Origin of the sequence: Pseudomonas sp. LH1G9 (assembly GCF_002949975.1) — a bacterium.
Classification (GTDB): domain Bacteria; phylum Pseudomonadota; class Gammaproteobacteria; order Pseudomonadales; family Pseudomonadaceae; genus Aquipseudomonas; species Aquipseudomonas veronii.
Map to the genome: position 1 here is coordinate 4,354,922 of NZ_CP026880.1, position 22,817 is coordinate 4,377,738.

Below are 22,817 nucleotides of genomic sequence, written 5' to 3' on the forward strand. Positions count from 1 at the left end.
AAATCAAAGCGCCCGCGCAATAATCTCCTTCATGATCTCATTGGTCCCCGCATAAATCCGCTGCACCCGCGCATCCGCCCAGGCGCGGGCGATCGGGTATTCCCACATGAAGCCGTAGCCGCCGTGCAATTGCACACACTCGTCGAGCACCTTGCATTGCAGGTCCGTGGCCCAGTACTTGGCCATCGCGGCGGTGGGCACGTCGAGCTTGCCCTCCAGGTGCAACGCCAGGCATTCATCGACGAACACGCGGCCGATCTGGATCTCGGTGGCCATCTCCGCCAATTTGAAGCGGGTGTTCTGGAAGTCGGCAATCGCCTTGCCGAAGGCCTTGCGCTCACGGGTGTAGTCGAGGGTCCATTGCAGCGCCGCTTCGGCTGACGCCAGCGCGCCAATCGCCACGGTCAAGCGCTCCTGCGGCAGCTCCTGCATCAAGTAGGCGAAGCCCATGCCCGCCTGGCCCAGCAGGTTTTCCTTGGGCACACGGACATCCTGGAAGAACAGCTCCGAAGTGTCCTGGGCCTTCATGCCGACCTTCTCCAGGCGCTTGCCCTTGTCGAAGCCCGGCGTAGCGGCCTCCACCAGGAACAGGCTGGTGCCCTTGGCGCCGGCCTTGGGGTCGGTCTTGGCGACCACGATCACCAGATCGGCGAGAAAACCGTTGGTGATGAAGGTCTTGGAGCCGTTGATCACATACTCATCACCGTCCAGCACCGCCGTGGTCTTGACCCCTTGCAGGTCGGACCCGGCGCCCGGCTCGGTCATGGCGATGGCCGTGACCTTCTCGCCGGAGATCAATTGGGGCAGGTATTGGTGCTTCAGCGCTTCACTGCCGTAATGCAGGATGTACGGCGCGACAATGTCCGAATGCAGGGAGAAGCCGATGCCGGTCAGGCCCAGGCGGCTGATCTCTTCGATCACCACCGCGCTGTAGAGAAAGTCCGCGCCCAGGCCGCCGTACTCCTCCGGCAGATGGGAACACAACATCCCCGCCTCGCCGGCCTTGTTCCACAGCGCACGGTCGATATAGCCCTGCTTCTCCCATTGCGCATGGAACGGCGCAGCGTCTTTTTCAAGGAAGGTACGCACGCTCTGGCGGAAGAGTTCGTGTTCCGGGCTGAACAACGTTCTGGGGATCATGAGGTCACCTGCGTGGATTGTCGGACAAAGACGAACCACAGAGCCTATGCCGCGAAGGCGTCACAGGACACTGGACACATGCGACAAAAAATAAGACGATCCAGCCGTCTGGTGACCACTTTCCCCTATAAGAATAAATGAAATTATGTCTAACCAAATCTCCACGCCCTTGCGGCGCGTCAGCATTTTGGCCATTGATCGGGTGTTCGCTTCCACCCTCATGCAAGCCAAGGATTTCTTCCACCTCGCCAGCCTGCGTTACGGCAAACAACAAGGCCTGGGCCTGACTCCCGCGTTCGAAACGCGCCTGGTCAGCCCCGACGGGCAATCGGTGCGCAGCTTCAGTGATGTGATCATGCCGGTGGACGGCGGCCTGGAAGACGCCGACATCATCGTGCTGCCGGCCTTCTGGGATGACTTCGATGCCCTGAGTACGCGTTACCCGCAAGTGCTGCCGTGGCTGCGAGAACAGCACGCCCGCGGCGCGGTGCTCTGCGGCGAAGCGACCGGGGTGTTCTGGCTGGCCGAAGCCGGGCTGCTCGATGGCAAGGAGGCGACCACCTACTGGCGTTTCTTCACTGCCTTCAGCGAGCGCTTCCCCAAGGTCCAGCTCAACCAGGACAAGCACCTGACCGACGCCGACAACCTGTACTGCGCCGGCGGCACCACCTCGGCCTGCGACCTCTATATCTATCTGATCGAACGCTTCTGCGGCGCCAACATCGCCCAGGCCGTGGCCCGCGATATTCTTTACGAAGTGCAGCGCAACTATTCGCCGGGACGGATCGGTTTCGGCGGGCAGAAGCTGCACCAGGATGTGATCATCCTGCAGATCCAGCACTGGCTCGAAGAGCATTTCGCCGACAAGTTCCGCTTCGAGGACGTGGCCCGGGAGCACGGCATGAGCATCCGCAACTTCATGCGCCGCTTCCAGACCGCCACCGGCGACAAGCCGCTGCATTACCTGCAACGCTTGCGCATCGAGACGGCGAAAGGGCTGCTCTCGGGCAGCCGCAAGAGCATCAAGACCATCAGTTATGAGGTGGGCTACGACGATGCGAGTTTCTTTGCGCGGCTGTTCAGGCAGCACACCGAGCTGTCACCGAACCAGTACCGCCAGCAATTCCAGCAAGCCGCGTAATCAGGGCTGTACAGAGACAAAATGTGGGAGGGGGCTTGCTCCCGATAGCGGTGTATCAGTCAGTACATCTGGCACTGATACACCGCTATCGGGAGCAAGCCCCCTCCCACACTTTTTACTGCGTCGTGCTTAGGGTTTGTGCGCCCGCGACAGGAACTCGTGGGACTGCATCTCCAGCAGGCGGCTCAGGGTGCGCTGGAATTCGAAGTTCAAGCGACCGCCGGTGTAGAGGTCCTTGAGCTCGACTTCCGCCGAGATGATCAACTTGACGTTGCGGTCGTAGAACTCGTCGACCATGTTGATAAAGCGGCGCGCGATGTCGTCGGTGCTGACGCTCATCTGCTCCACGCCACTGAGGATCACGGCGTGGAAGATCTTGCCCAGTTCGATGTAGTCGTTCTGGCTGCGCGGGCCGTCGCACAGTTCGCGAAAGTCGAACCAGGCCACGTCATCGCAGGTACGCAGCGCGATGATTTGGCGGTTTTCGATGATCAACTTGTCGTTTTCCACCGCATGGGTGCATTCCGGCGTGAGGGCGCGGAAGCTTTTGCGCAGGCTATCTTGCGCCGCGTCGTTGAGCGGGAAGTGGAACAACTCCGCTTGCTCCAGGTGCCGCAGGCGGTAATCGACGCCGCTGTCGACGTTGACGATCTCGGTGTTCTGCTTGATCAGCGCAATGGCCGGCAGGAAGCGCGCGCGTTGCAGGCCGTCCTTGTACAGGCCATCGGGCACGATGTTCGAGGTAGCGACCAGGGTCACGCCGTTCTTGAACAGCTCTTCCATCAGGGTGCCAAGGATCATGGCGTCGGTGATGTCGGAGACGAAGAACTCATCGAAGCAGATCACCCGCGCCTCTGCGGAGAACCGCTTGGCGATGATGGTCAACGGGTTTTTCTCGCCCGGCAGGGTTTTCATCTCTTCATGGACGCGCTTCATGAAGCGGTGGAAGTGCGTGCGGACCTTTTCCTTGAACGGCAGCGCTTCGAAGAACGTGTCCACCAGGTAGGTCTTGCCGCGACCCACGCCGCCCCAGAAGTACAGGCCCTTGACCGGCGTGCGGTCTTTCTTGCCAAACAGCTTGCCGAGCATCCCTGGCTTACTCTGCGAAGCCGCGACCAGGTCTTCGTACAGACGCTGCAAATGACGCACCGCCGTTTCCTGGGCCGCGTCATGGAAGAATTCAGGGCGTTTCAGATCAGCTTGATATCGTTCTAGGGGCGTCATAATTTCGTTAGCAAGGCAACAAAAACGGGCCGTCACTGTAACGACGGCCCCGGATAATGGCAATCAACCCTTGGTCGGGTTAATCCTCGAGGGGGGTCAGCGCAACGCGCAGGGCTTCGATGGCGGCATCGCGCGACGCGGTGTCGGCGAATGGCGCGCTGTCGGCAACCGCAGCGTCGTCCAGCCATACGCTGAAGCTCAGGGCTTCAGGGCGCACGTCCAGCGCGGCGCCGCTTTGCAATTGCTTGGTCACCGCACCAGCTGTTTTACCGTCGGCAAAGTTGCGCGACAACAGCAGTTGCTCGCCATCAGCCGCCAACAGGCGGAAGCGGAAGCTGCCGTCGTCTTCGCGGAAACTCACGAAGCGCGCGGCTTTCGCGGCCTTTTTCTTGGTGCTGACCGGCGCCGCGGCCTGGTTGACGAACGAACGCAGGCCAACGGCCTCGCGCAGCTCGGCGAGGAACGGCGCGGCCACGGCGCGGGCTTTTTTGGCGCCGATCAGCAGCAGGTCTTCCATGTCCGCCGGGCGCGACATCAATTGGTGGTAACGCTCACGGGCTTCACCCAGTTGCCCGTCCAGCAGTTGGAACAGACGGTTCTTCGCCTCGCCCCAGCCCAGGCCTTGCAGCAACTCGGCGCGGAATTCCTGTTCCTGGGCCTTGCTGGCAAACGCCTGGTACAGGGTGAACAGGTGCGAATTGTCCGGGTCCTTGGCTTCGCCGGGCGCGCGGGAGTCGGTGACGATCCGCGAGATCGCGTCTTTCATGTCCTTGGCGCTGGTGAACAACGGGATGGTGTTGTCGTAGCTCTTCGACATCTTGCGACCGTCCAGGCCCGGCAAGGTGGCGACGCTTTCTTCGATCACCGCCTCGGGCAGGGTGAAGAACTCTTTACCGTTGCCGAACAGGTGGTTGAAGCGCTGACCGATGTCGCGGGCCATTTCCACGTGCTGGATCTGGTCGCGGCCCACCGGCACCTTGTGCGCGTTGAACATCAAAATGTCCGCCGCCATCAGCACCGGGTAGCTGTACAGGCCCATGGTGATGCCCGCATCCGGGTCTTCGCCGTTTTCCACGTTCTTGTCCACCGACGCCTTGTAGGCGTGGGCGCGGTTGAGCAGGCCTTTGGCGGCGACGCAGGTCAGCAGCCAGGTCAGCTCGGGGATTTCGGGAATGTCGGACTGGCGATAGAACGTCACCCGGTTCACATCCAGGCCACCGGCCAGCCAGGTCGCGGCGATTTCCATACGCGAGCGCTGGATGCGCTGCGGGTCATCGCATTTGATCAGGGCGTGGTAGTCGGCCAGGAAGTAGAAGGAGTCGGCATTGGCGTCCTGACTGGCAAGGATCGCCGGGCGGATCGCACCGGCGTAGTTGCCCAGGTGTGGCGTGCCGGTGGTGGTGATGCCGGTGAGGATACGGGTACGAGTCGTCATGGGTAATCGCTTATCAGACTGCTATCAATTCGAGAGGCGCGGCAGCACCAGATCCTTGAGATCGGTGAGCTTGCCATGAAAAAAGTGTCCGCATTCTGCCACTTTCAGCAGCTCATGGGGGCGTTTCAGGGCGGCGGACCAGTCGTAGACGCATTGCGGGTCGACCACTTCGTCGGTTTCCGGCTGGATCAGGGTCAGCGGGCAGTTCTGCGGCAGCAGGTCGGCATCGCCCAGGCGCATCACCGCGGCGGCGACCATGAACAGGTGCGCGAGCTTTTCGCCCTTGGCTTCCAGACGACCGCCGAGGCTGGCGGCGACATAGCCACCAAACGAAAAACCGAACAAGGTGATCGGCAGGTCGGGGTGTTTCTTGCGCAACCAGGTGGCGGCCGCTTCGGCATCGTCCACTTCACCGCTGGCCATGTCATGGGTGCCGGCGCTGGCACCGACGCCACGGTAATTGAATCGCAAGGTGATCAAACCGGCATCGCGGGCGGTGCGTTGCAGGGTCGAAACAACTTTATTGAGCATGGTCCCACCCTGCACCGGGTTAGGGTGGCAGATCAGCGCCAGGCCACGTGGCGCGGGCTGATCCAGGTACAGGGCTTCCAATTGGCCTACCGGGCCATCGATCAAAACAGGGGTTTCACGCATGAGCAAGGAATGAACTCCGTGACCTATCAAAGGGTCGACTCGTCTAGCTAAAAGTCTGTGCATGGCATCATTGCGAGCTTAATCGCGGTATACAGCGCAGGTCCGAGCCGTTAACGTAAAGCAAAGCCGTTTATAGAGGAAGGACTCGTGGAACACTCGCTCTTAGTTTGGTTGTTGCCGACTCTTGCCCTGGTTGCCGGTGTCGCCATTGGATTCCTGGTTGCTCGCTTGCTGCCGAATGCCGCGCCTAACCGCACGCAGCGTCAGTTGGATGACATTCAGGAACGTTTTGACAGTTATCAGAACGAGGTTGTTACCCACTTCAACAGCACCGCGACCCTGGTCAAGAAGCTCACCCAGAGCTACCAGGAAGTACAGGATCACCTCGCCGACGGCGCCAACCGCCTGGCGCTCGACGACATCACCCGTCAGCGCCTGCTGGCCGCGCTGCATTCCGATGCACCGCAAACTCCACGGGAACGCCTGACCCCGCCACGGGAAAACCAGGAGCCGCCACGGGACTACGCGCCAAAAACGCCGAACGCCCCTGGCATGCTGGATGAGCATTACGGCTTGAAGAAGTAAGTCTTTTCAGGCGCTGTAAAAAAGCCCGGCTGATCGATGATCAGCCGGGCTTTTTGTTGAGCCTCAATCTCCAGACCAGCGGGGATGCCATTGTGGGAGGGAGCTTGCTCCCGATAGCGGCGGATCAGTTGATATATGGGCTGACTGACACACTGCTATCGGGAGCAAGCGCCCTCCCACACTGACCGAGTCCGGCCCTCAGGACACGGGTTGTTCTTGCAGGTGGCCGCTTTCGATCCGCACATGCCGCCCATGGAAGCGCTTGAGGCTGCTGCGATGGCCGACGCTGACGATGCTCAGCCCCGGCAGCTCATCGATCAACGCCTGGTACAACGTCGCCTCATCCTCTTCATCCATGGCCGATGTCGCTTCGTCCATGTACAGCCACTGCGGTGCGAACAACAACGCACGGGCAAAGGCCAGGCGCTGCTGCTCGCCGGGCGAGAGCATGCGCTGCCAGTGGTTGGCTTCGTCCAGCCGCGCGACCAGATGCGGCAAGCGGCAGGTTTCCAGGACCTGTGCATAACGTTCGTCCATGTACACGCCGTCGTCCTGTGGATAACTCAACGCGGCCTTCAACGTGCCAATCGGCAGATACGGCTTCTGCGGCAGGAACAGGTAACGCGCCGCTGGCAGGCGGATGCTGCCATGGCCCGCCGGCCACAGCTGGCCCATGGCACGCAGCAACGTACTTTTACCGCTGCCGGAACGCCCGCTGAGCATCAGGCGCTGGCCCGGCTCGACGACCATGTCGGCGCCGGCGAGCAAGTGGCGGCCATCGGCCAGGTCCATGCCGAGCTTCTCTACCACCAGGCGCTCGCCTTCCGGGCGCACGTCGATGGCTGCGGGGCGCTGCTCGTTATCGCTCATGGCCTGCTGGAAACTCAGCAGACGATCACTGGTGGCGCGCCAGCTGGCCAGCTCCGTGTACGCGTCGATAAACCAGCTGAAGTTCTCCTGGACGTTGCCGAACGCCGAGTTGATTTGCATCAGCTCGCCCAGCTCGATCTTGCCGGCGAAGTAGCGCGGCGCGGCGACGATGAACGGGAAGATGATTGCGATCTGGCTGTAGCCGGCGGTGAAGAAAGTCAGGCGCTTGGACACTTTCATGATGTCCCAGAAGTTATGCCAGACCCGGCCGAAGCGTTGGCTCAAACGGCGATTTTCGTTGGGCTCGCCGTTGTACAAGGCGATGCTCTCGGCGTTCTCGCGGACCCGGACCATCGAGAAGCGCAAATCCGCCTCGAAGCGTTGCTGTTGATTGTTCAGCCCGATCAAGCGACGCCCGATCAGGTGCGTCAGCCAACTGCCCACGGCGGCATAGAGCAATGCACACCAGAACATGTAGCCGGGAATGGTGATACCGAACACTTCGATGCTGCCCGACACACCCCACAGGATGATCGAAAACGACACCAGGCTGACCACATTGCGCAGCAGGCCCAGGCCGAGGCTCAAGCTGCTGGAGGTGAAGTTATTGAGGTCTTCGGAGATCCGCTGGTCCGGGTTATCGGTATAACCGCCCTGCTCCAGCTGGTAGTAGTTTTTGTCGCTGAGCCAGCGTGCGAAGTGTTTTTCGGTCAACCAGGCCCGCCAGCGGATGGTCAGCATCTGGGTCAGGTACAAGCGATAAACCGCACCGAGGATGGCCACCGCAGCGATGCCGCCGAAATAGCCGATCAGTTGCCAGAAGGCCGCCGTGTCCTTATGTTCCAGGGCGTTGTAGAAATCCTTGTACCAGTGGTTGATCCACACGGAGATCGCGACGCTGAACAGCGACAAACCAATCACCGCCAACAACAGCAACCACGCCGTGCCCTTTTCTTCACTGCGCCAATAGGGCGTGATCATCGCCCAGGTTCGGCGAAAAAAGTGCCCACGCACCGCGTCGTTGACCGCGGAATACTCAGCGTTCTGATTCATCGTTCAGGCTCTGTAAGAAAATGTAACAGGCGTTTGAACCGATCATAGACGATCAGTTCAGGGTTCCGTCCAGCTTGAAGCAGATTGTTCAGACTTCGTTCAGCGCCATACCGGACGCTTTGCAGCTTGAAGAGTCAATCGAAAGAGTCAGGGCCTACCTCATAGAGTAAAAACACCCACCCAAAACAGGAACCTTCCCGCGACACAAAACCACATAGGTGACTATTGATACCACATTGAATTACTGGACGCTCTTATGCAGATTGCTCTCCCTCCCATTAATCTCCTCCACCTGCCAACTGAGCCTGCATTACCTTCCGACCGCAACGGTAATCAAGAAGCAAGCGCACATCCGCGCCATAGACGTTCAATAGATTCCTCCCCACCTAACAATCAAGAAGTGGTGCAGGAAGTCGTACCAAACACCAATTCTTCAAAGGGCGGATACGTCGAAGTCAATGTAAATCCTGATCCAAACAAAGGCATCGGGGTGGGTGAGAAAGCCCCTGAGCCCGTCAACTCTGATTCCAACATCAACGTCGACCCGGTTACACAGGAGATTTCCGGCGCCTTCAAAACAGTTAAAGAAGAAGCCTCTATTTTTCTGAAAAAAAAATTTGCCGAGATGGCGGCACAGGCAGCGACCCCAGCCGAAAAAGAAAAATGGAATATAGATCCCGACAACACCTACCTGATTACGTATGACTACAACACCACCGGGGAAAAACCTTACCCCGCGAAAATCATCAAGCGAATCTCATTGACCGAGGCGCTCATTACCAATGCACAGGACACGCCAACGGGTGCAGGTTACCAAGTACCTTTCTACGCCGGAGGCCCTGAGGTCATCGTTAAACCCGAATTGGAGACACATACCCCTGGCGTCTTCAACTTCGGCAGTCGCTTCAACCCTTACACTGAAAAGGCGGACATCACCCATACCTACCAAGGTATTTACATAGAGTCCTCGGAAGAACCTGCTCCGGTTTACAACGGAGGAAACCAGAGCGCAATCACGCCCGATGAGTTCAAAAAACTGATCTGGAAGGCGGACTATCAAAAGCCCTACGATCAATTCCTGAATGAGTTCTGGAGCAACCACGAGAAGAAGTATCCATTGCTGGCCAAATCGTCGCTTGTCAAAGCCGCCATGAGCCAGCATCAAGAACAAAGCCTCAGTAAGGAAGGCCGTGATCTGGTCATGCGAGCTTCCGGGTTAGCAGGCAACCAGGCGTCGTGGCCGGACATCAAGCTTGAAGACTTACAAAAGAATCCACCAAAGGATCCCGACATTGAAGTTGGGATGCTGAAAGTCGGGAACTTTCAGTCTACCGACCTTATGTACATCACGGACAAAAAGGTCAGGTTTGATGCCAACGGTAAAAAACTCCCACCGCTCACGCTGTTGCACATACCGGGAAACTCTTCCCCCATTCACACCTTCAACGGCCAGACCGAAATGAAAGCATGGTTCGCCGAGCAAATGGCGGACCCCGTCAAACGCGAAGCGATGGCCGGGCACTTCCCGCTCAAAGACAAACCTAACGGCTATGCACAAGCAGGCATAGACGAGACGCTGGCCGGGCTCGGTACCTGGCCTGAAAAACGCGAAACTCCGGGGGGATTACTTTCCTATGATCATCGGGCTTTCAGCGGCTTCTGGGACCCACAAGACTTCATTAAGGCAGAACCCAGTCACTCGCCTTTCGATGAAATCACGACACGCCAGAAAGATCGCTCTTATTCGGATGCCGCGGTGGATATCACCAGTGACAGGGACGTCATCAAGAATAATATTATTTCCGGCCTGGAAAAGGCTGCAAAAGCTGCACTATTCCTGACTCCGCTGGCTTTTGTAATGCCTGAAGTGGCACTGACATTGGATGCATTCTATCTGGCCAGCGGGATAACCGAGGCAGGGATTGGCATTGACGACAAAGTACATGGCAAACCGACTGGCAACCAACGCATCATATTCGGTTTTTTCAACGCCGCGATCGCCGTGCTCCCACATATCGCGAAGACTGGCAAATCGGGGGAGGAAGCCGCCGCTAGCGAAATCAAACCTGGCGAGGAACCCAAACCGAACGAACTGAACCCTGAACATGAGCCGCCTGCTGAAATCGAAGCGGAAGGGGACGCTCCGACTGTCGAAGTCAAAATGGGCGGCCCGATGAAGAATCTGAAAATTGTTGGCAATGAAGTCCATACCTTTGAGGACACTTACAAAGCCGGAAGACGACTCAACATTGTTGCACATGGTTCTAAACCATATCGGCCCGGTACGTTCTTTGGCGAAGACTCAAAAGTTGTGATCGACGGAAAAGGTTACTCACCAAAAAAACTAATAGCCTTATTGAAAAGCAAAGGTATAGATCCAGAAACATATGACTCTGTACGGCTTATAGTTTGTCATTCAGGCGAAGGGCGTGGAAGCTCGTTCGCTGCAAAATTTCAAAAAGAGATCAATAAGCCCGTCAAGGCTTTTGAGGGAGGGGTGTTCACAAATTTTGGCTCAACCACACTGAAAAACTATCGAGACAAGTACGTCACTCAAATCATGGCGTCAAATCCAAAAATTACGCGTCAAGAGGCTGAGCGCATAGCTGAAGCGAAACTACAAGCCGACCATAATGACTATAGCGTTACAAAAATAAATAAAAACGACGGCCAACCGACCACCATCAATAGCGCTCCGCCGGGAGAGCCCCCAAAATATGAAGATTCTACAGTTGAATATAAACCCGTGTATTTCCCGCCCAAACAGCCATGAGCACTCTTTCTCAACCGAGTGAACATGGAAAACGTGTGCGATATGTATTGAAGGTCGCCAGGCCAAAAATACTCAGCCTTCCATACCGACCCGCAACACAGGATAAAATGCTGAAAACTCAAGTGTTCGAGGCTCAAGCACAGCACGATATCCCGCGTTCTGTTCCTAGGGTTCAGCGCCGTACCGGGCGCTTCTGCAGCTTGCGTTGCAGGGTACGCCGGTGCATGCCCAGCGCGCGGGCGGTGGCCGAGATATTGCCTTCATGCTCGGTCAGCACGCGCTGGATGTGTTCCCACTGCAGGCGGTCCACCGACATCGGGTTTTCCGGCACCAGGGTGTCGAGGTCGGCATGCTCGGAGAGCAAGGCGGCCAGCACGTCGTCGGCGTCCGCCGGTTTGCACAGATAGTTGCAGGCGCCACGCTTGATGGCTTCGACAGCGGTGGCAATGCTGGAATAACCGGTGAGGATCACCACGCGCATTTCCGGATCGAGTTCGAGCAGCTTGGGCAGCAGCACCAGGCCGGAGTCGCCGTCCATTTTCAGGTCGAGCGCGGCGTAGTCCGGCAGGTCGGCCTGGGCGATGCTCAGGCCCTCTTCCGCGGAGCCCGCGGTGCTGACGCGGAAACCGCGACGGCTCATGGCACGCGCCATGACGCGGGTAAAGGTAGCGTCATCATCTACCAGCAACAGGTGCGGCAGTTCTTCGCCTTCGACTTGGATCTCATCACTCATCGATATCTCCTCGTGCGACACGGGGCAGGCGCAGCTCGGTGAGCGTGCCGCCTTCCTCATGACTATAGAGCTTCACTGAGCCGCCCGCGCGGGTCACGCTGGCCTTGCTCAAAAACAGGCCGAGGCCGAAGCCTTTGCCCTTGGTGGTAAAGAAAGGTTTGCCGATCTGCTCGGCAATAGCCAGCGGCACGCCTGCGCCGTGGTCACGAATGCTGATGGTGAGGTTTTCCGTGTCCCAGTCCAGCTGCACTTCCAGGCCTTCGGGGCAGGCATCGGCGGCATTGTTCAACAGGTTGAGCAGGGCCTGGGTCAGGTCCGGCGGCGGCGCCATGCGCGGCACGCTGCCCTGCCCCAGCAGGTGAAAACGGTAACTGGCTTCGGGGCGCATCAGGTGCCAGCGGTTCAGGGCTTCGTCGAGCCACTGGGTCACGTCCTGCATCTCCACCGCCAGGCGGCGGTTGGCTTCGGCGGCGCGCACCAGTTGCTGCAAGGTTTGCTTGCACTGCTTGACCTGTTCGCGCAGCACGCCGAGGTCTTCTTGCAGCGCCGGATCGTGATGGTCCTGGGTCATTTCGTTGAGCAGCACGCTCATGGTCGCCAGGGGCGTGCCCAACTCATGGGCCGCACCGGCGGCCTGGGTCGCGACGGCCAGCAGTTGCTGGTCGCGCAGGCCTTCTTCGCGGCGGATGGCGCGCAGTTCTTCCTGGCGGCGCAGTTCTTCGGCCATGCGCGCAGCAAAAAAGGTGATGACTGCGGCGGACAGCGCGAAGCTCAGCCACATCCCGTAGATCTGCAGGTTTTCCCGGGCGATGGGGAACGTCTGCAGCGGGTAGAACTGCGCCAGCAGCAAGGTGTACAGGGTCAGGGCAATGCCGGAGAGTATCACCGAGTAGCGCCACGGCAAGGTCACGGCCGCTATGGTCAAAGGCACCAGGTAATACGAAACGAACGGATTGGTGGAACCACCGGAGAAATACAGCAACACACTGTGGATAAACAGGTCGCAGGCCAACTGCAGGGCGTATTCCAGCTCGGTCACCGGCCAGGTGGTGCGCAACCGGATGGCGGTAAACGCACACAACACGGTGGAAAAACCCAGGGTCACGCTCAGTTGCAGCCACGGCAGCGGCAGCAGGTCGAACCAATAGGCAAGCCCGACGGAACCGGCCTGCGCGGCCAATACCAAGGTGCGAATGAACGTCAGGCGCCAGAGGTTCTGGCGGGTGGCGGAAGTCAGTTTTACGGCGGCGAGCATGAGCTCTCCCGGTGAGCGCTGCAGGCGGATCGGCAGGAGTATAAACGAAGCCGACCGGCAGACACGGCGCGTGTGGCTCTTTGACGCAGGCGCGCTGAATGACCGTTCGTCGGCACTGCGACAACTTGTAGTGAATGTGTAAACCCGAAGAACCCGGCACCACCGTCTACAGTCATACCGATACGAACAATCCAAGGAGCTTCCATGTCCCGTTTCATTCGCAACGCAGCCGCTCTCACCCTCAGCGCCAGCACCCTGGCCAGCCTCCCGGCCGTCGCCGCCGATGAGTTGCATTACAACCAGATCGCCCTGCGCGCCGAAGTCAGCCAGGAAGTGGCCCGCGACAAGATGATCGTGACGCTCTATACCGAATCCCAGAACGCCGACCCCGCCAAGCTCGCCGCCGACATCACCACCACCATGAACCAGGCCCTGGGCCAGGCCCGCGAAGTCAAGGCCGTGACCCTGCGTCAGGGCAGCCGCAACAGCTACCCGATCTACGACAATAAGAACCAGAAGATCACCGGTTGGCGTGAACGCGCCGAACTGCGCCTGGAGAGCGCAGACTTCCCGGCGCTGTCCAAGCTCACCGGCGAGTTGCTCAACACCCTGAAAATGCAAAACATGGAATTCGCCATCGCTGACACCACGCGCAGGTCCAGCGAAGACGCCCTGCTCAAGGACGCGGTCAGCGCATTCAAGGCTCGCGCCCAACTGGCCACCGATGCGTTGGGCGGCAAGGGTTATAAGATCGTCAACCTGAACTTCAACACCAATGGTTATCCACAACCTTACGCACGCGGCGGGATGATGATGAAAGCCGCCATGATGGATTCGGCGCCGACGCCGGAAGTGGAAGCCGGTACCAGTCAGGTAAGCATGAGTGCCGATGGGGTGATCGAAGTCCTGCAATAAGCCTTTTGAAGCACACGAAAACGGCGCGGCCCCGAAGGGCTTGCGCCGTTTTTTTTGGACGGTCGATCAGCCATGGGAATGGAGCCGAGGCAGGCGTGACCTGAAGCAGACACAACCGCAGCCAACCGGCTCAAAGCAAGGGACGTGATGATGGTTCGAATCACTTTAACGTAGGATTTTTTCAGAATACTGCAAGCCTTTCTTTAATACAGACGTCTAGCACGAGCCCCATGCAATGACGTGGAACTGTTCAGTCTTATATAACCACCTATTTTCATCATTCTCCCAACCTAGATTAAGAAGTTACGCAACAGCCCATAACAGAGGTCAATTTCACGTCTGACTTAATTTCCCGCCCGCCGATTAATCCGGGCTTAATTCGGGCATATGCGTTTCGAAAAACGAACAGTGTTTATGAACTTCACGCCTACATCGAGCCGATCATGAATATCAATCCGTTCCTCCAGCCACCCTCGTTAATCCCCCCACTCTCCGTACAAAGTCGTCACGCCAGGTCGATTAATGACTCATCCGCTCCACAAAAAAAATGGTCGGGAGAGGAGAGTGAGCCAGAGTCAAAAAAGACAGGGGTTGAACAAAAACCGATTGCAACCTCTTCCCCTGATCCGGAACTTGAGGCCCGCACGACCACCATTTATGGGTCAACCACCGTTTCCGCCCCCAACGCGAACTACACACTTACGCAACGAGAACAGCGTATCGACGGCTATGCCAATCGCGTAAATACGCAGATTGGCCAAATAGAAAACGGTAGCGAAGGTGAAAGAAATATCAAATTCCAGCGCGCGCGCCAGTTTATGGAACCCGCAGGATACTTTAGTGGTGGTTTATTATCCGCCGGCTACGACCCGCACGAAAAGTTCACGGTGACGTTCAGCTCTTATACAGGCAAGGGGAAACCCGAGACATTGACCAACACTCAAAAGCGCACTTACTTTGCGTGGGAAATTGCTGCGGGCTCTCTTGCGCACGATAAAGTCCAACGTGGCGGCCCGATCAACTTCCAAGAAATGGAAATCGCGTCAAGCGACCGGGGTAAAATCAATAATCTGGAATCCGTCGGCCAGACACTCCAAGATCATTGGGAAAATGAAATAGCCAGCTCGATGCGGGACGCTTCCGGCACCCTGGCAAAACGCTCCGGAAAAGCGGACGCCTATGTATTGAAGGGAACCTTGCAGAGCCTGTCCAACGACAGTGAAAGTTTTAAACTGTTAAGCCCCGAAGCTCAAACCGCCATCAAGCGCACGCTTGAGCAAAATGGACAAGTCATCGTCCCCAACATTTACGGCTACCCAATGGCGGGGTATGCATTTATTCCTTACACGCCCTACGACGGTAATTATGAGCACAGACCCAACAAGGGTGTGATGGTCGACTTGAAGAACGGTGCCGCCCACGAAATAAAAGGCGATGATGATTTCGCCAACTGGGCTAAAAGCAATCGTGACAACTTGCAAAAAAGTTTCAATGCCCGCGACAGACAAGGCGGCATAGATGCACATTGGCCCAAGGCGGGGGAAGTACTCGATAACTTGATTGAGGGTAATCACGCCAACTACCCAGGTTATCAAAACCTCGTCAAGGATCAAGCCATACCAGTTCGCGAGGTATTTAATTACACGCGATCACGAGGTAGCGACTATCATTTGAAATATGGCAACCTCAATGACAGCATTGCTACCAGCTACCAAGACTTAAATGCCAAGAATGCGGTATGGAGTGACCAAACCCAAGTATTTGGCTCCTCACAACAAGGTTGGAAGGGTGCGAAAGATTTTTGGGGCAATACCTTCGGCTACGTTCCCGTCCTGGGCAACGTAGGTATTATTGCCTTCGGCATACATGACGGCATCTATGGCATGACGGCGCAGGATCGCGTTGGCGGCAATGCCGCGGCGGTTATATCCAGCCTGCAACTTGCACATGAACTTACACCGATCGGGATAGAAGCCGGGCTGGGCGAAAATACCGGCACCGCGGCTATCGGCCTGAATTACAACTGGCGATACAACGCAGCGACAAGCGATTTTGAGTTGGTGCGGGCCCCCGAACTTCCATCTACCGCAAATCAAGCTCCCGTTTCAATGGGAGGCGCGCCTGAAGTAAACGTAAATCCAGCGCCGCCTCCGTCAGCCTCCTTTCCGGGTATGCAAGAGGTGGAGTTTAACGGGAGAAAATACTTCGCCAGCAATACGCCGGACGCCGGGGATGGGGCGCATTACATACTGCGTGTTCAGCACCCAGAAGATCCGTCCAAGCTGGCCAATAGCGGCATTATTGCCAAGCCTGATGAGGCGGGCGTCTGGAAAAACAAAGGCGATGCGGGTCACCCACAATTACCGCCGAGCGACGACGCTCAGAATGGAATTCCGCCAATCAACCGGTTGCGCCCCAGCCAGTCGGGGGACATCAGCAAATATGCGCTGCCCAATGGCGAGAAACTCATTGAGAACGCAGTGCCCAACACCAAAGGCATTTATCAGGCCACCGACGAAAAACGCTGGTTCATCCGCTATGCCGACGATACGGGTTTGCAAAAAGTGTATGAGATCAGAAGTGATTTCAAACTCAGTGATAACTATGTCCAGATCATTGACCCCAATACCAGGAAGCCTGTATTGACCGTATATGCCAACGGTGACGGACAGTGGTCCACCGCCAGAGGCCAAGGTGGCTGGCCTTGGAATCGCGCCCCTTCGTCCCCTCCCACAGAGGCTGCCAAGATACCGCCAAAACTTTCGGATGGATTCGAAGCGTTGGGCGATCCCAAGACAAGTGGTGCCGATAAGTTTGACGAAGTCTTTAACTACAACAACGACACCACCTACCAACAATCCGTCAGCAATTATAAAGAAGGGGACGTACTTAAACGTAAACTCAATATTTCCTGGACCGTCGACGAAGACAACTTCGAAGTTTATTCCAGCGAAAAGTCGCAGCCTAATGAGTACAGTACAACGCCCTACTCGCCAAACTTCCTGAAGGACTTGAACCGCGACCATTACAGCGTAAGGATAAAACAACCAGACGGTTATACGACCGTGGAGCTGGATGCCTCAGGCAGCGCGGATGGTGAAACGCTGCGCCAGCGACTCAAGCAGTTCGAAGAGGCCATCCCCGACCCGCTCTTACGCTCGCGCATATCTGAAGTGGCTCATCAGGGCAGTGTCGCTCCCACATCGGTCGAGTTAAAAATGAACCAACTGCAAGAGCATGTCGGCTTCAAAGGCAAGGACACCCATTACATCATCACCTACGATCCAGAAACAAATACGGCCAAGGTTCAATTTGACGCGAAAATGACATTACTCGATCTGGATAAAGATGCGGCTGAAATTCCCAATATGGAGGTCAGCGCACAACGCACCTTCGAGATTGCTGAATCCAACGAACTGGACCCAGACGCAAATCCTTACGCCATCAATAAAAAGGCCCCCTTCACCCTGACCGCCTCGAGTATCGTCGAGGTGAAATAACACCGGCGACTTTCTGATAACACGTAACGGCGGTAACCTCGGTGACCGCCGTTTTTTCGTGCGCGCAGCTTTATATGCCTGCCACTTCAGGGGTCTCCATGGAAAGAACCATCTTCAAACCGCTGCTCCTCGCTGCCGGCCTGCTGGCCTTTATGCCCATGGCCCAGGCGGCCAGCACCCTGGTCTACTGCTCCGAAGCCAGCCCCGCCGGCTTCGACCCCAGCCAGTACACCAGCGGCACCGATTTCGATGCCTCCGCCGAAACCGTGTTCAACCGCCTGACCCAGTTCAAGCGCGGCGGCACCGAGGTCGAACCCGGCCTGGCGACCCGTTGGGAGGTCTCCAACGACGGCCTGACGTACACCTTCCATCTGCGTGACGGCGTCAAGTTCCACACCACCGATTTCTTCACGCCCACCCGCGACTTCAACGCCGATGACGTGTTGTTCACCTTCAACCGCCTGCTGGATGCCGACAGTCCGTTTCGCAAGGCCTACCCGTCCGAGTCGCCGTATTTCACCGACATGGGTTTGAACACCACGATCAAAAGCGTCGACAAACTGGACGAGCACACCGTGCGCTTCAGCCTGAACAACGTCGATGCCTCGTTCGTACAGAACCTGGCGATGAGTTTCGCCTCGGTGCAATCGGCCGAGTACGCCGCGCAACTGCTGAAGACCGGCAACGCCGCAGACATCAACCAAAAACCGGTGGGCACCGGGCCTTTCGTGTTCAAGCGTTACCAAAAGGACTCGCAGATTCGCTACGTCGCCAATAAACAGTATTGGAAACCCGAGGATGTGAAGCTCGACAACCTGGTGTTCGCGATCACCCCAGACGCCGCGTCGCGCCTGCAGAAACTCAAGGCCGGCGAATGCCAGGTCAGCGGTTACCCGCGCCCTGCCGACATCGAGGTGATGAAACAAGACCCCAACCTGCGCGTGTTGCAGCAAGCAGGGTTCAACCTGGGTTTTCTGGCCTACAACGTGACGCATCCGCCGCTGGATCAACTCAAGGTGCGCCAGGCCCTGGACATGGCCATCGATAAACCGGCGATCATCAAGGCCGTGTACCAGAGCGCCGGGCAACTGGCGCAGAACGCCTTGCCTCCGGCGCAGTGGTCTTATGACCCGACGATCAAGGATGCCCCGTTCGACCCGGCCAAAGCGCGGGCGCTACTAAAAGAAGCAGGGGTTGCACCCGGTACGACCATCAACTTGTGGGCGATGACCGTACAACGCGCGTCCAATCCGAATGCGCGAATGTCGGCACAAATGATCCAACAGGATTGGGCCAACATCGGCATCAAGGCCAACATCGTCAGCTATGAGTGGGGCGAATACATCAAGCGCGCCAAGAATGGCGAGCACGATGCGATGATTTACGGCTGGACCGGCGACAACGGCGACCCGGATAACTGGCTCGGCGTGCTCTACAGCTGTGCCGCGGTGAAGGGCAGCAACTACGCCAAATGGTGTAACCCGGCCTACGACAAGCTGGTGCAACAGGCCAAGGTCAGCAGCGACCGCGAGCAGCGTATCAAGTGGTATCAGCAGGCACAAAAAATCCTTAAAGAACAAGTACCTATAACGCCTATTGCGAACTCGACGGTTTTCCAGCCACTTCGCAAGGAAGTGCGGGACTTCAAAATCAGCCCCTTTGGCCTGACGCCGTTCTACGGTGTGAGTCTCGATAAGTAACAGCAACGCCCCAATCGAGTGCATAACACGCCTCGGTTGGGCCTTTTTGGTGCTCGTGCGGCACCGAAAAAGCCCTCCAAATGTACGCATTTATGTCGAAACTTTCATATTTGCGACATTCCTGTACGTTCGTACCACTCTTTCATCCTTGCAACCGTTCAGCATCTTGCAATGGGTATGGCCCCTGCATAAGTATCCGCAGGCCGACTCACGAGGTCGCCCTCACTACCAAAAATGACAACAAATCATGAGGCCAACATGCTTAAACACGCAGTCATTCCGTTACTTGTTAGCGCTGGCCTTATGGCCGCAGCGCCTTTCGCCCAAGCGGCGACTAACCTGGTGTTCTGCTCCGAAGGGAGCCCGGCCGGTTTTGATCCAGGCCAGTACACCACCGGAACAGACTTCGATGCTTCGGCCGAAACCATGTTCAACCGTCTGAGCCAGTTCGAACGTGGCGGCACCGCCGTCGTTCCTGGCCTGGCCACCAGCTGGGACGTGTCCCCGGATGGCCTGACGTACACCTTCCACCTGCGCGAAGGCGTCAAGTTCCACACCACCCCGTACTTCAAGCCCACTCGCGAGTTCTCGGCCGACGACGTACTGTTCACCTTCAACCGGATGATCAACAAAGACGATCCGTTCCGTAAGGCCTACCCCACCGAGTTCCCGTACTTCACGGACATGGGGATGGACACCAACATCAAGAACATCGAGAAAGTCGATGCCCACACCGTCAAGTTCACCCTTGGCACCGTGGACGCCGCCTTCATCCAGAACCTGGCGATGAGCTTCGCGTCGATCCAGTCGGCCGAATACGCCGCGCAACTGCTGAAAAACGGCACGCCGCAGGACATCAACCAGAAACCTGTCGGCACCGGCCCGTTCGTGTTCAAGAGCTACCAGAAAGACTCGAACATTCGTTACACCGGCAACAAGGACTACTGGAAACCTGAAGACGTGAAGATCGACAACCTGATCTTCGCCATCACCACCGACCCGTCGGTGCGTATCCAGAAGCTCAAGAAAAACGAATGCCAGATCACCCTGTTCCCCCGTCCGGCCGACCTCAAGGCACTGGGCGACGACAAGGACTTGAAACTGCCGCACCAGGCCGGTTTCAACCTGGGCTACATCGCCTACAACGTCATGCCGGTGCTCAAGGGCCAGACCGCGCCTAACCCGCTGTCCGACCTGCGCGTGCGCCAGGCGCTGGACATGGCGGTGAACAAGCAGCAGATCATCGACTCCGTGTACCAGGGCGCGGGCCAATTGGCGGTCAACGCCATGCCGCCGACCCAGTGGTCCTACGACACCACCATCAAAGATGCCCCGCACGACGTGGCCAAAGCCAAGGAACTGCTCAAGGAAGCCGGGATCAAGGACGGCACCGAGATCACCCTGTGGGCCATGCCGGTCCAGCGTCCGTACAACCCGAACGCCAAGCTGATGGCCGAGATGCTGCAGAACGACTGGAAACAGATCGGCCTGAAGGTCAACATCGTCAGCTACGAATGGGGCGAGTACATCAAGCGTTCCAAAGGCGGCGAGAACCAGGCCATGATCATTGGCTGGAGCGGCGACAATGGGGACCCGGACAACTGGCTGAACGTACTGTTCGGCTGCGATTCGCTGGCCGGTAACAACTTCTCCAAATGGTGCGACAAGAAATTCGACGGCATCGTGAAAGAAGCCAAGGCCACTTCGGATGTGGCCAAACGCACCGAGCTGTATAAGCAGGCGCAACATATCCTCAAAGATGCAGTCCCGATGACACCTATCGCGCACTCGACGGTGTATCAACCCATGCGCAACACCGTACAGGACTTCAAGATCAGCCCGTTTGGCCTGAACTCCTTCTACGGCGTGAGCGTCAGCGGCAAGTAAGGACCAATCGCGGCGACGTTTCACAACGTCGCCGTTATTGCATCCGCCAGGCCAGTAGGAAACAGACCACATTCGCGCTCGCTGCCGTCCTACGGCAATGAACTTCGATTCGCGGCTCCGTTGCCTACAAGGTCAGTCAGATTTTGCGCATTTACTGCGAAGTCCTCGACCCCTAACGTCGTAGGACAGCAGAGGCTCCAATCTGATGGGCACTTGCTGTGCGTGGAATCAGTGATGTCCCCCTGGCCGTATGCCGGGGGGATTGCTCGCTGATGACAACTACAAACAAGGATCGGGATCGTCATGCGCCATACCACCGTTCTATCCGCAATTTTTGGTACCAGCCTGCTGGCTGTGGCCACGATGGGCCACGCCGCCGAAAAAAAGAGCCTGGTGTTTTGCTCTGAAGGCAGCCCGGCGGGCTTTGACACCGCGCAGTACACCACCGCCACCGACAACGATGCGGCCGAGCCGCTGTACAACCGCCTGGTTGAGTTTGAAAAGGGCGCGACCAGCGTCGTACCGGGGCTGGCAACCAAGTGGAATATTTCGCCAGATGGCCTGACCTACACCTTCCACCTGCGCGAAGGGGTGAAATTCCACAGCAATAAAGAGTTCAAGCCCACGCGAGACTTCAACGCCGACGACGTGTTGTTCACTTTCAACCGCATGCTTGACCCCGACCATCCGTTTCGCAAGGCCTACCCCACCGAGTTTCCATACTTCAACGGGATGAGCCTGAACAAGAACATCGCCAAGGTCGAGAAAACCGACCCGCACACCGTGGTGATGACACTGAACACGGTAGACGCGGCGTTCGTGCAAAATATCGCCATGAGCTTTGCCTCCATTCTGTCGGCCGAATACGCCGAACAGTTGCTCAAGCAGGGCAAGCCCAGCGACATCAACCAGAAGCCGATCGGCACTGGCCCGTTCGTCTTCCAGCGCTACCAGAAAGACTCGCAGATCCGTTACGCCGGCAACAAACAGTACTGGGACCCGAGCCGGGTCAAGCTCGACCAGTTGATCTTCGCCATCAACACCGACGCGTCGGTGCGGGTGCAAAAGCTCAAGGCCGGCGAATGCCAGATCACCCTGCATCCGCGTCCGGCGGATGTCGACGCTCTCAAGGCCGACCCCAAGCTGCAACTGCTGACCAAGCCAGGTTTCAACCTCGGCTACATCGCCTACAACGTGCGCCACAAACCGTTCGACCAGCTCGAAGTGCGCCAGGCGCTGGACATGGCGGTGAACAAGCAGAGCATCCTCAACGCCGTGTACCAGGGCGCGGGGCAACTGGCGGTCAACGCCATGCCACCGACGCAGTGGTCTTACGACGACAGCATTAAAGACGCCGCCTACAACCCGGAAAAAGCCAAGGAACTGCTCAAGGCCGCCGGCGTGAAGGAAGGCACCGAGATCACCCTGTGGGCGATGCCGGTACAACGGCCGTACAACCCCAACGCCAAGCTGATGGCCGAGATGCTGCAGAACGACTGGGCCAAGATCGGCCTCAAGGTCAAGATCGTCAGCTACGAGTGGGGCGAGTACATCAAGCGCACCAAGAACGGTGAGCACGATATCAGCCTGATCGGCTGGACCGGCGACAACGGCGACCCGGACAACTGGTTGGGCACCCTCTACAGCTGCGACGCCATCGGCGGGAACAACTACTCCATGTGGTGCGACCCGGCATACGACAAGCTGATCAAGCAAGCCAAGGTCGTCACCGACCGCGAACAACGGACTGTTCTGTACAAACAGGCACAGCAACTGCTCAAAGCGCAGGTGCCGATCACACCAGTCGCCCACTCGACGGTCAACCAGCCGTTAAGCGCCAAAGTCGAAGGTTTCCAAGTGAGCCCCTTCGGCCGCAACGTGTTCTCGGGCGTCAGTATCACCCCATAAGAAAATAACCGGATTGCGGGGAGTGGATAACACTCTCCGGCAAA

At 57.6% G+C, this 22,817-nt stretch carries 15 protein-coding genes; 8 read left to right on the forward strand and 7 right to left on the reverse strand.

What is annotated here, in order from left to right; all coding sequences use genetic code 11:
• Positions 1-3: 3 nt before the first annotated feature.
• On the reverse strand, positions 4-1,140 hold the full coding sequence (locus C5F70_RS20170) for an acyl-CoA dehydrogenase family protein (protein ID WP_104903949.1): 1,137 nt from the start codon (positions 1,138-1,140) through the stop codon (positions 4-6).
• 220 nt (positions 1,141-1,360) lie between these two features.
• Here C5F70_RS20170 and C5F70_RS20175 point away from each other — a divergent pair, with 220 nt between their 5' ends.
• Positions 1,361-2,281, forward strand: coding sequence for a GlxA family transcriptional regulator (locus tag C5F70_RS20175; protein ID WP_169850558.1), 921 nt, complete (start codon positions 1,361-1,363; stop codon positions 2,279-2,281).
• 129 nt (positions 2,282-2,410) lie between these two features.
• On the opposite strand, the gene zapE is transcribed toward C5F70_RS20175, so the two are convergent.
• The 3 genes from zapE to C5F70_RS20190 form a co-directional block, all read right to left on the reverse strand.
• Positions 2,411-3,505: a cell division protein ZapE gene (gene zapE, locus C5F70_RS20180; protein WP_026139826.1), complete on the reverse strand. Its 1,095-nt coding sequence runs from the start codon at positions 3,503-3,505 to the stop codon at positions 2,411-2,413.
• 79 nt (positions 3,506-3,584) lie between these two features.
• Positions 3,585-4,940: a tryptophan--tRNA ligase gene (locus C5F70_RS20185; protein ID WP_104903950.1), complete on the reverse strand. Its 1,356-nt coding sequence runs from the start codon at positions 4,938-4,940 to the stop codon at positions 3,585-3,587.
• A 24-nt stretch (positions 4,941-4,964) separates the two neighbouring features.
• Positions 4,965-5,594 (reverse strand): alpha/beta hydrolase, encoded by a 630-nt coding sequence (locus tag C5F70_RS20190; RefSeq protein WP_104903951.1) that lies wholly within the window; start codon positions 5,592-5,594, stop codon positions 4,965-4,967.
• Positions 5,595-5,741: 147 nt separating this feature from the next.
• Between C5F70_RS20190 and C5F70_RS20195 the strand changes: the two genes are divergently transcribed.
• The gene (locus C5F70_RS20195; protein WP_003171734.1) at positions 5,742-6,179 is read left to right on the forward strand and encodes a YhcB family protein; all 438 of its coding nucleotides are present in this window, start codon (positions 5,742-5,744) and stop codon (positions 6,177-6,179) included.
• A gap of 198 nt (positions 6,180-6,377) precedes the next feature.
• On the opposite strand, the gene C5F70_RS20200 is transcribed toward C5F70_RS20195, so the two are convergent.
• On the reverse strand, positions 6,378-8,102 hold the full coding sequence (locus tag C5F70_RS20200; protein ID WP_104903952.1) for an ABC transporter ATP-binding protein/permease: 1,725 nt from the start codon (positions 8,100-8,102) through the stop codon (positions 6,378-6,380).
• A 256-nt stretch (positions 8,103-8,358) separates the two neighbouring features.
• Between C5F70_RS20200 and C5F70_RS20205 the strand changes: the two genes are divergently transcribed.
• Positions 8,359-10,875 (forward strand): dermonecrotic toxin domain-containing protein, encoded by a 2,517-nt coding sequence (locus C5F70_RS20205; protein ID WP_256588299.1) that lies wholly within the window; start codon positions 8,359-8,361, stop codon positions 10,873-10,875.
• Positions 10,876-11,047: 172 nt separating this feature from the next.
• Here C5F70_RS20205 and C5F70_RS20210 read toward each other — a convergent pair whose 3' ends face one another.
• Positions 11,048-11,608 carry a response regulator transcription factor gene (locus tag C5F70_RS20210; protein WP_004372278.1) on the reverse strand — a complete coding sequence of 187 codons (561 nt, stop codon included), beginning with the start codon at positions 11,606-11,608 and terminating at the stop codon, positions 11,048-11,050.
• Positions 11,601-12,863: an ATP-binding protein gene (locus tag C5F70_RS20215; protein ID WP_017845431.1), complete on the reverse strand. Its 1,263-nt coding sequence runs from the start codon at positions 12,861-12,863 to the stop codon at positions 11,601-11,603. Before C5F70_RS20215 ends, C5F70_RS20210 begins: the two co-directional genes overlap by 8 nt.
• Positions 12,864-13,067: 204 nt before the next feature.
• On the opposite strand from C5F70_RS20215, the gene C5F70_RS20220 reads away from it, so the two are divergent.
• From C5F70_RS20220 to C5F70_RS20240, 5 genes are all read left to right on the forward strand, one after another.
• Positions 13,068-13,778, forward strand: coding sequence for an SIMPL domain-containing protein (locus C5F70_RS20220; protein WP_017845432.1), 711 nt, complete (start codon positions 13,068-13,070; stop codon positions 13,776-13,778).
• A gap of 818 nt (positions 13,779-14,596) precedes the next feature.
• Positions 14,597-17,278, forward strand: coding sequence for a hypothetical protein (locus tag C5F70_RS20225; RefSeq protein WP_104903953.1), 2,682 nt, complete (start codon positions 14,597-14,599; stop codon positions 17,276-17,278).
• Positions 17,279-17,376: 98 nt separating this feature from the next.
• Complete coding sequence (locus C5F70_RS20230; RefSeq protein ID WP_046384705.1) at positions 17,377-18,978, forward strand: ABC transporter substrate-binding protein; 1,602 nt, start codon at positions 17,377-17,379, stop codon at positions 18,976-18,978.
• A 258-nt stretch (positions 18,979-19,236) separates the two neighbouring features.
• Positions 19,237-20,865, forward strand: coding sequence for an ABC transporter substrate-binding protein (locus C5F70_RS20235; protein ID WP_026139828.1), 1,629 nt, complete (start codon positions 19,237-19,239; stop codon positions 20,863-20,865).
• Positions 20,866-21,228: 363 nt separating this feature from the next.
• Positions 21,229-22,773 (forward strand): ABC transporter substrate-binding protein, encoded by a 1,545-nt coding sequence (locus C5F70_RS20240; protein ID WP_371918420.1) that lies wholly within the window; start codon positions 21,229-21,231, stop codon positions 22,771-22,773.
• The last annotated feature ends 44 nt before the right edge of the window (positions 22,774-22,817 follow it).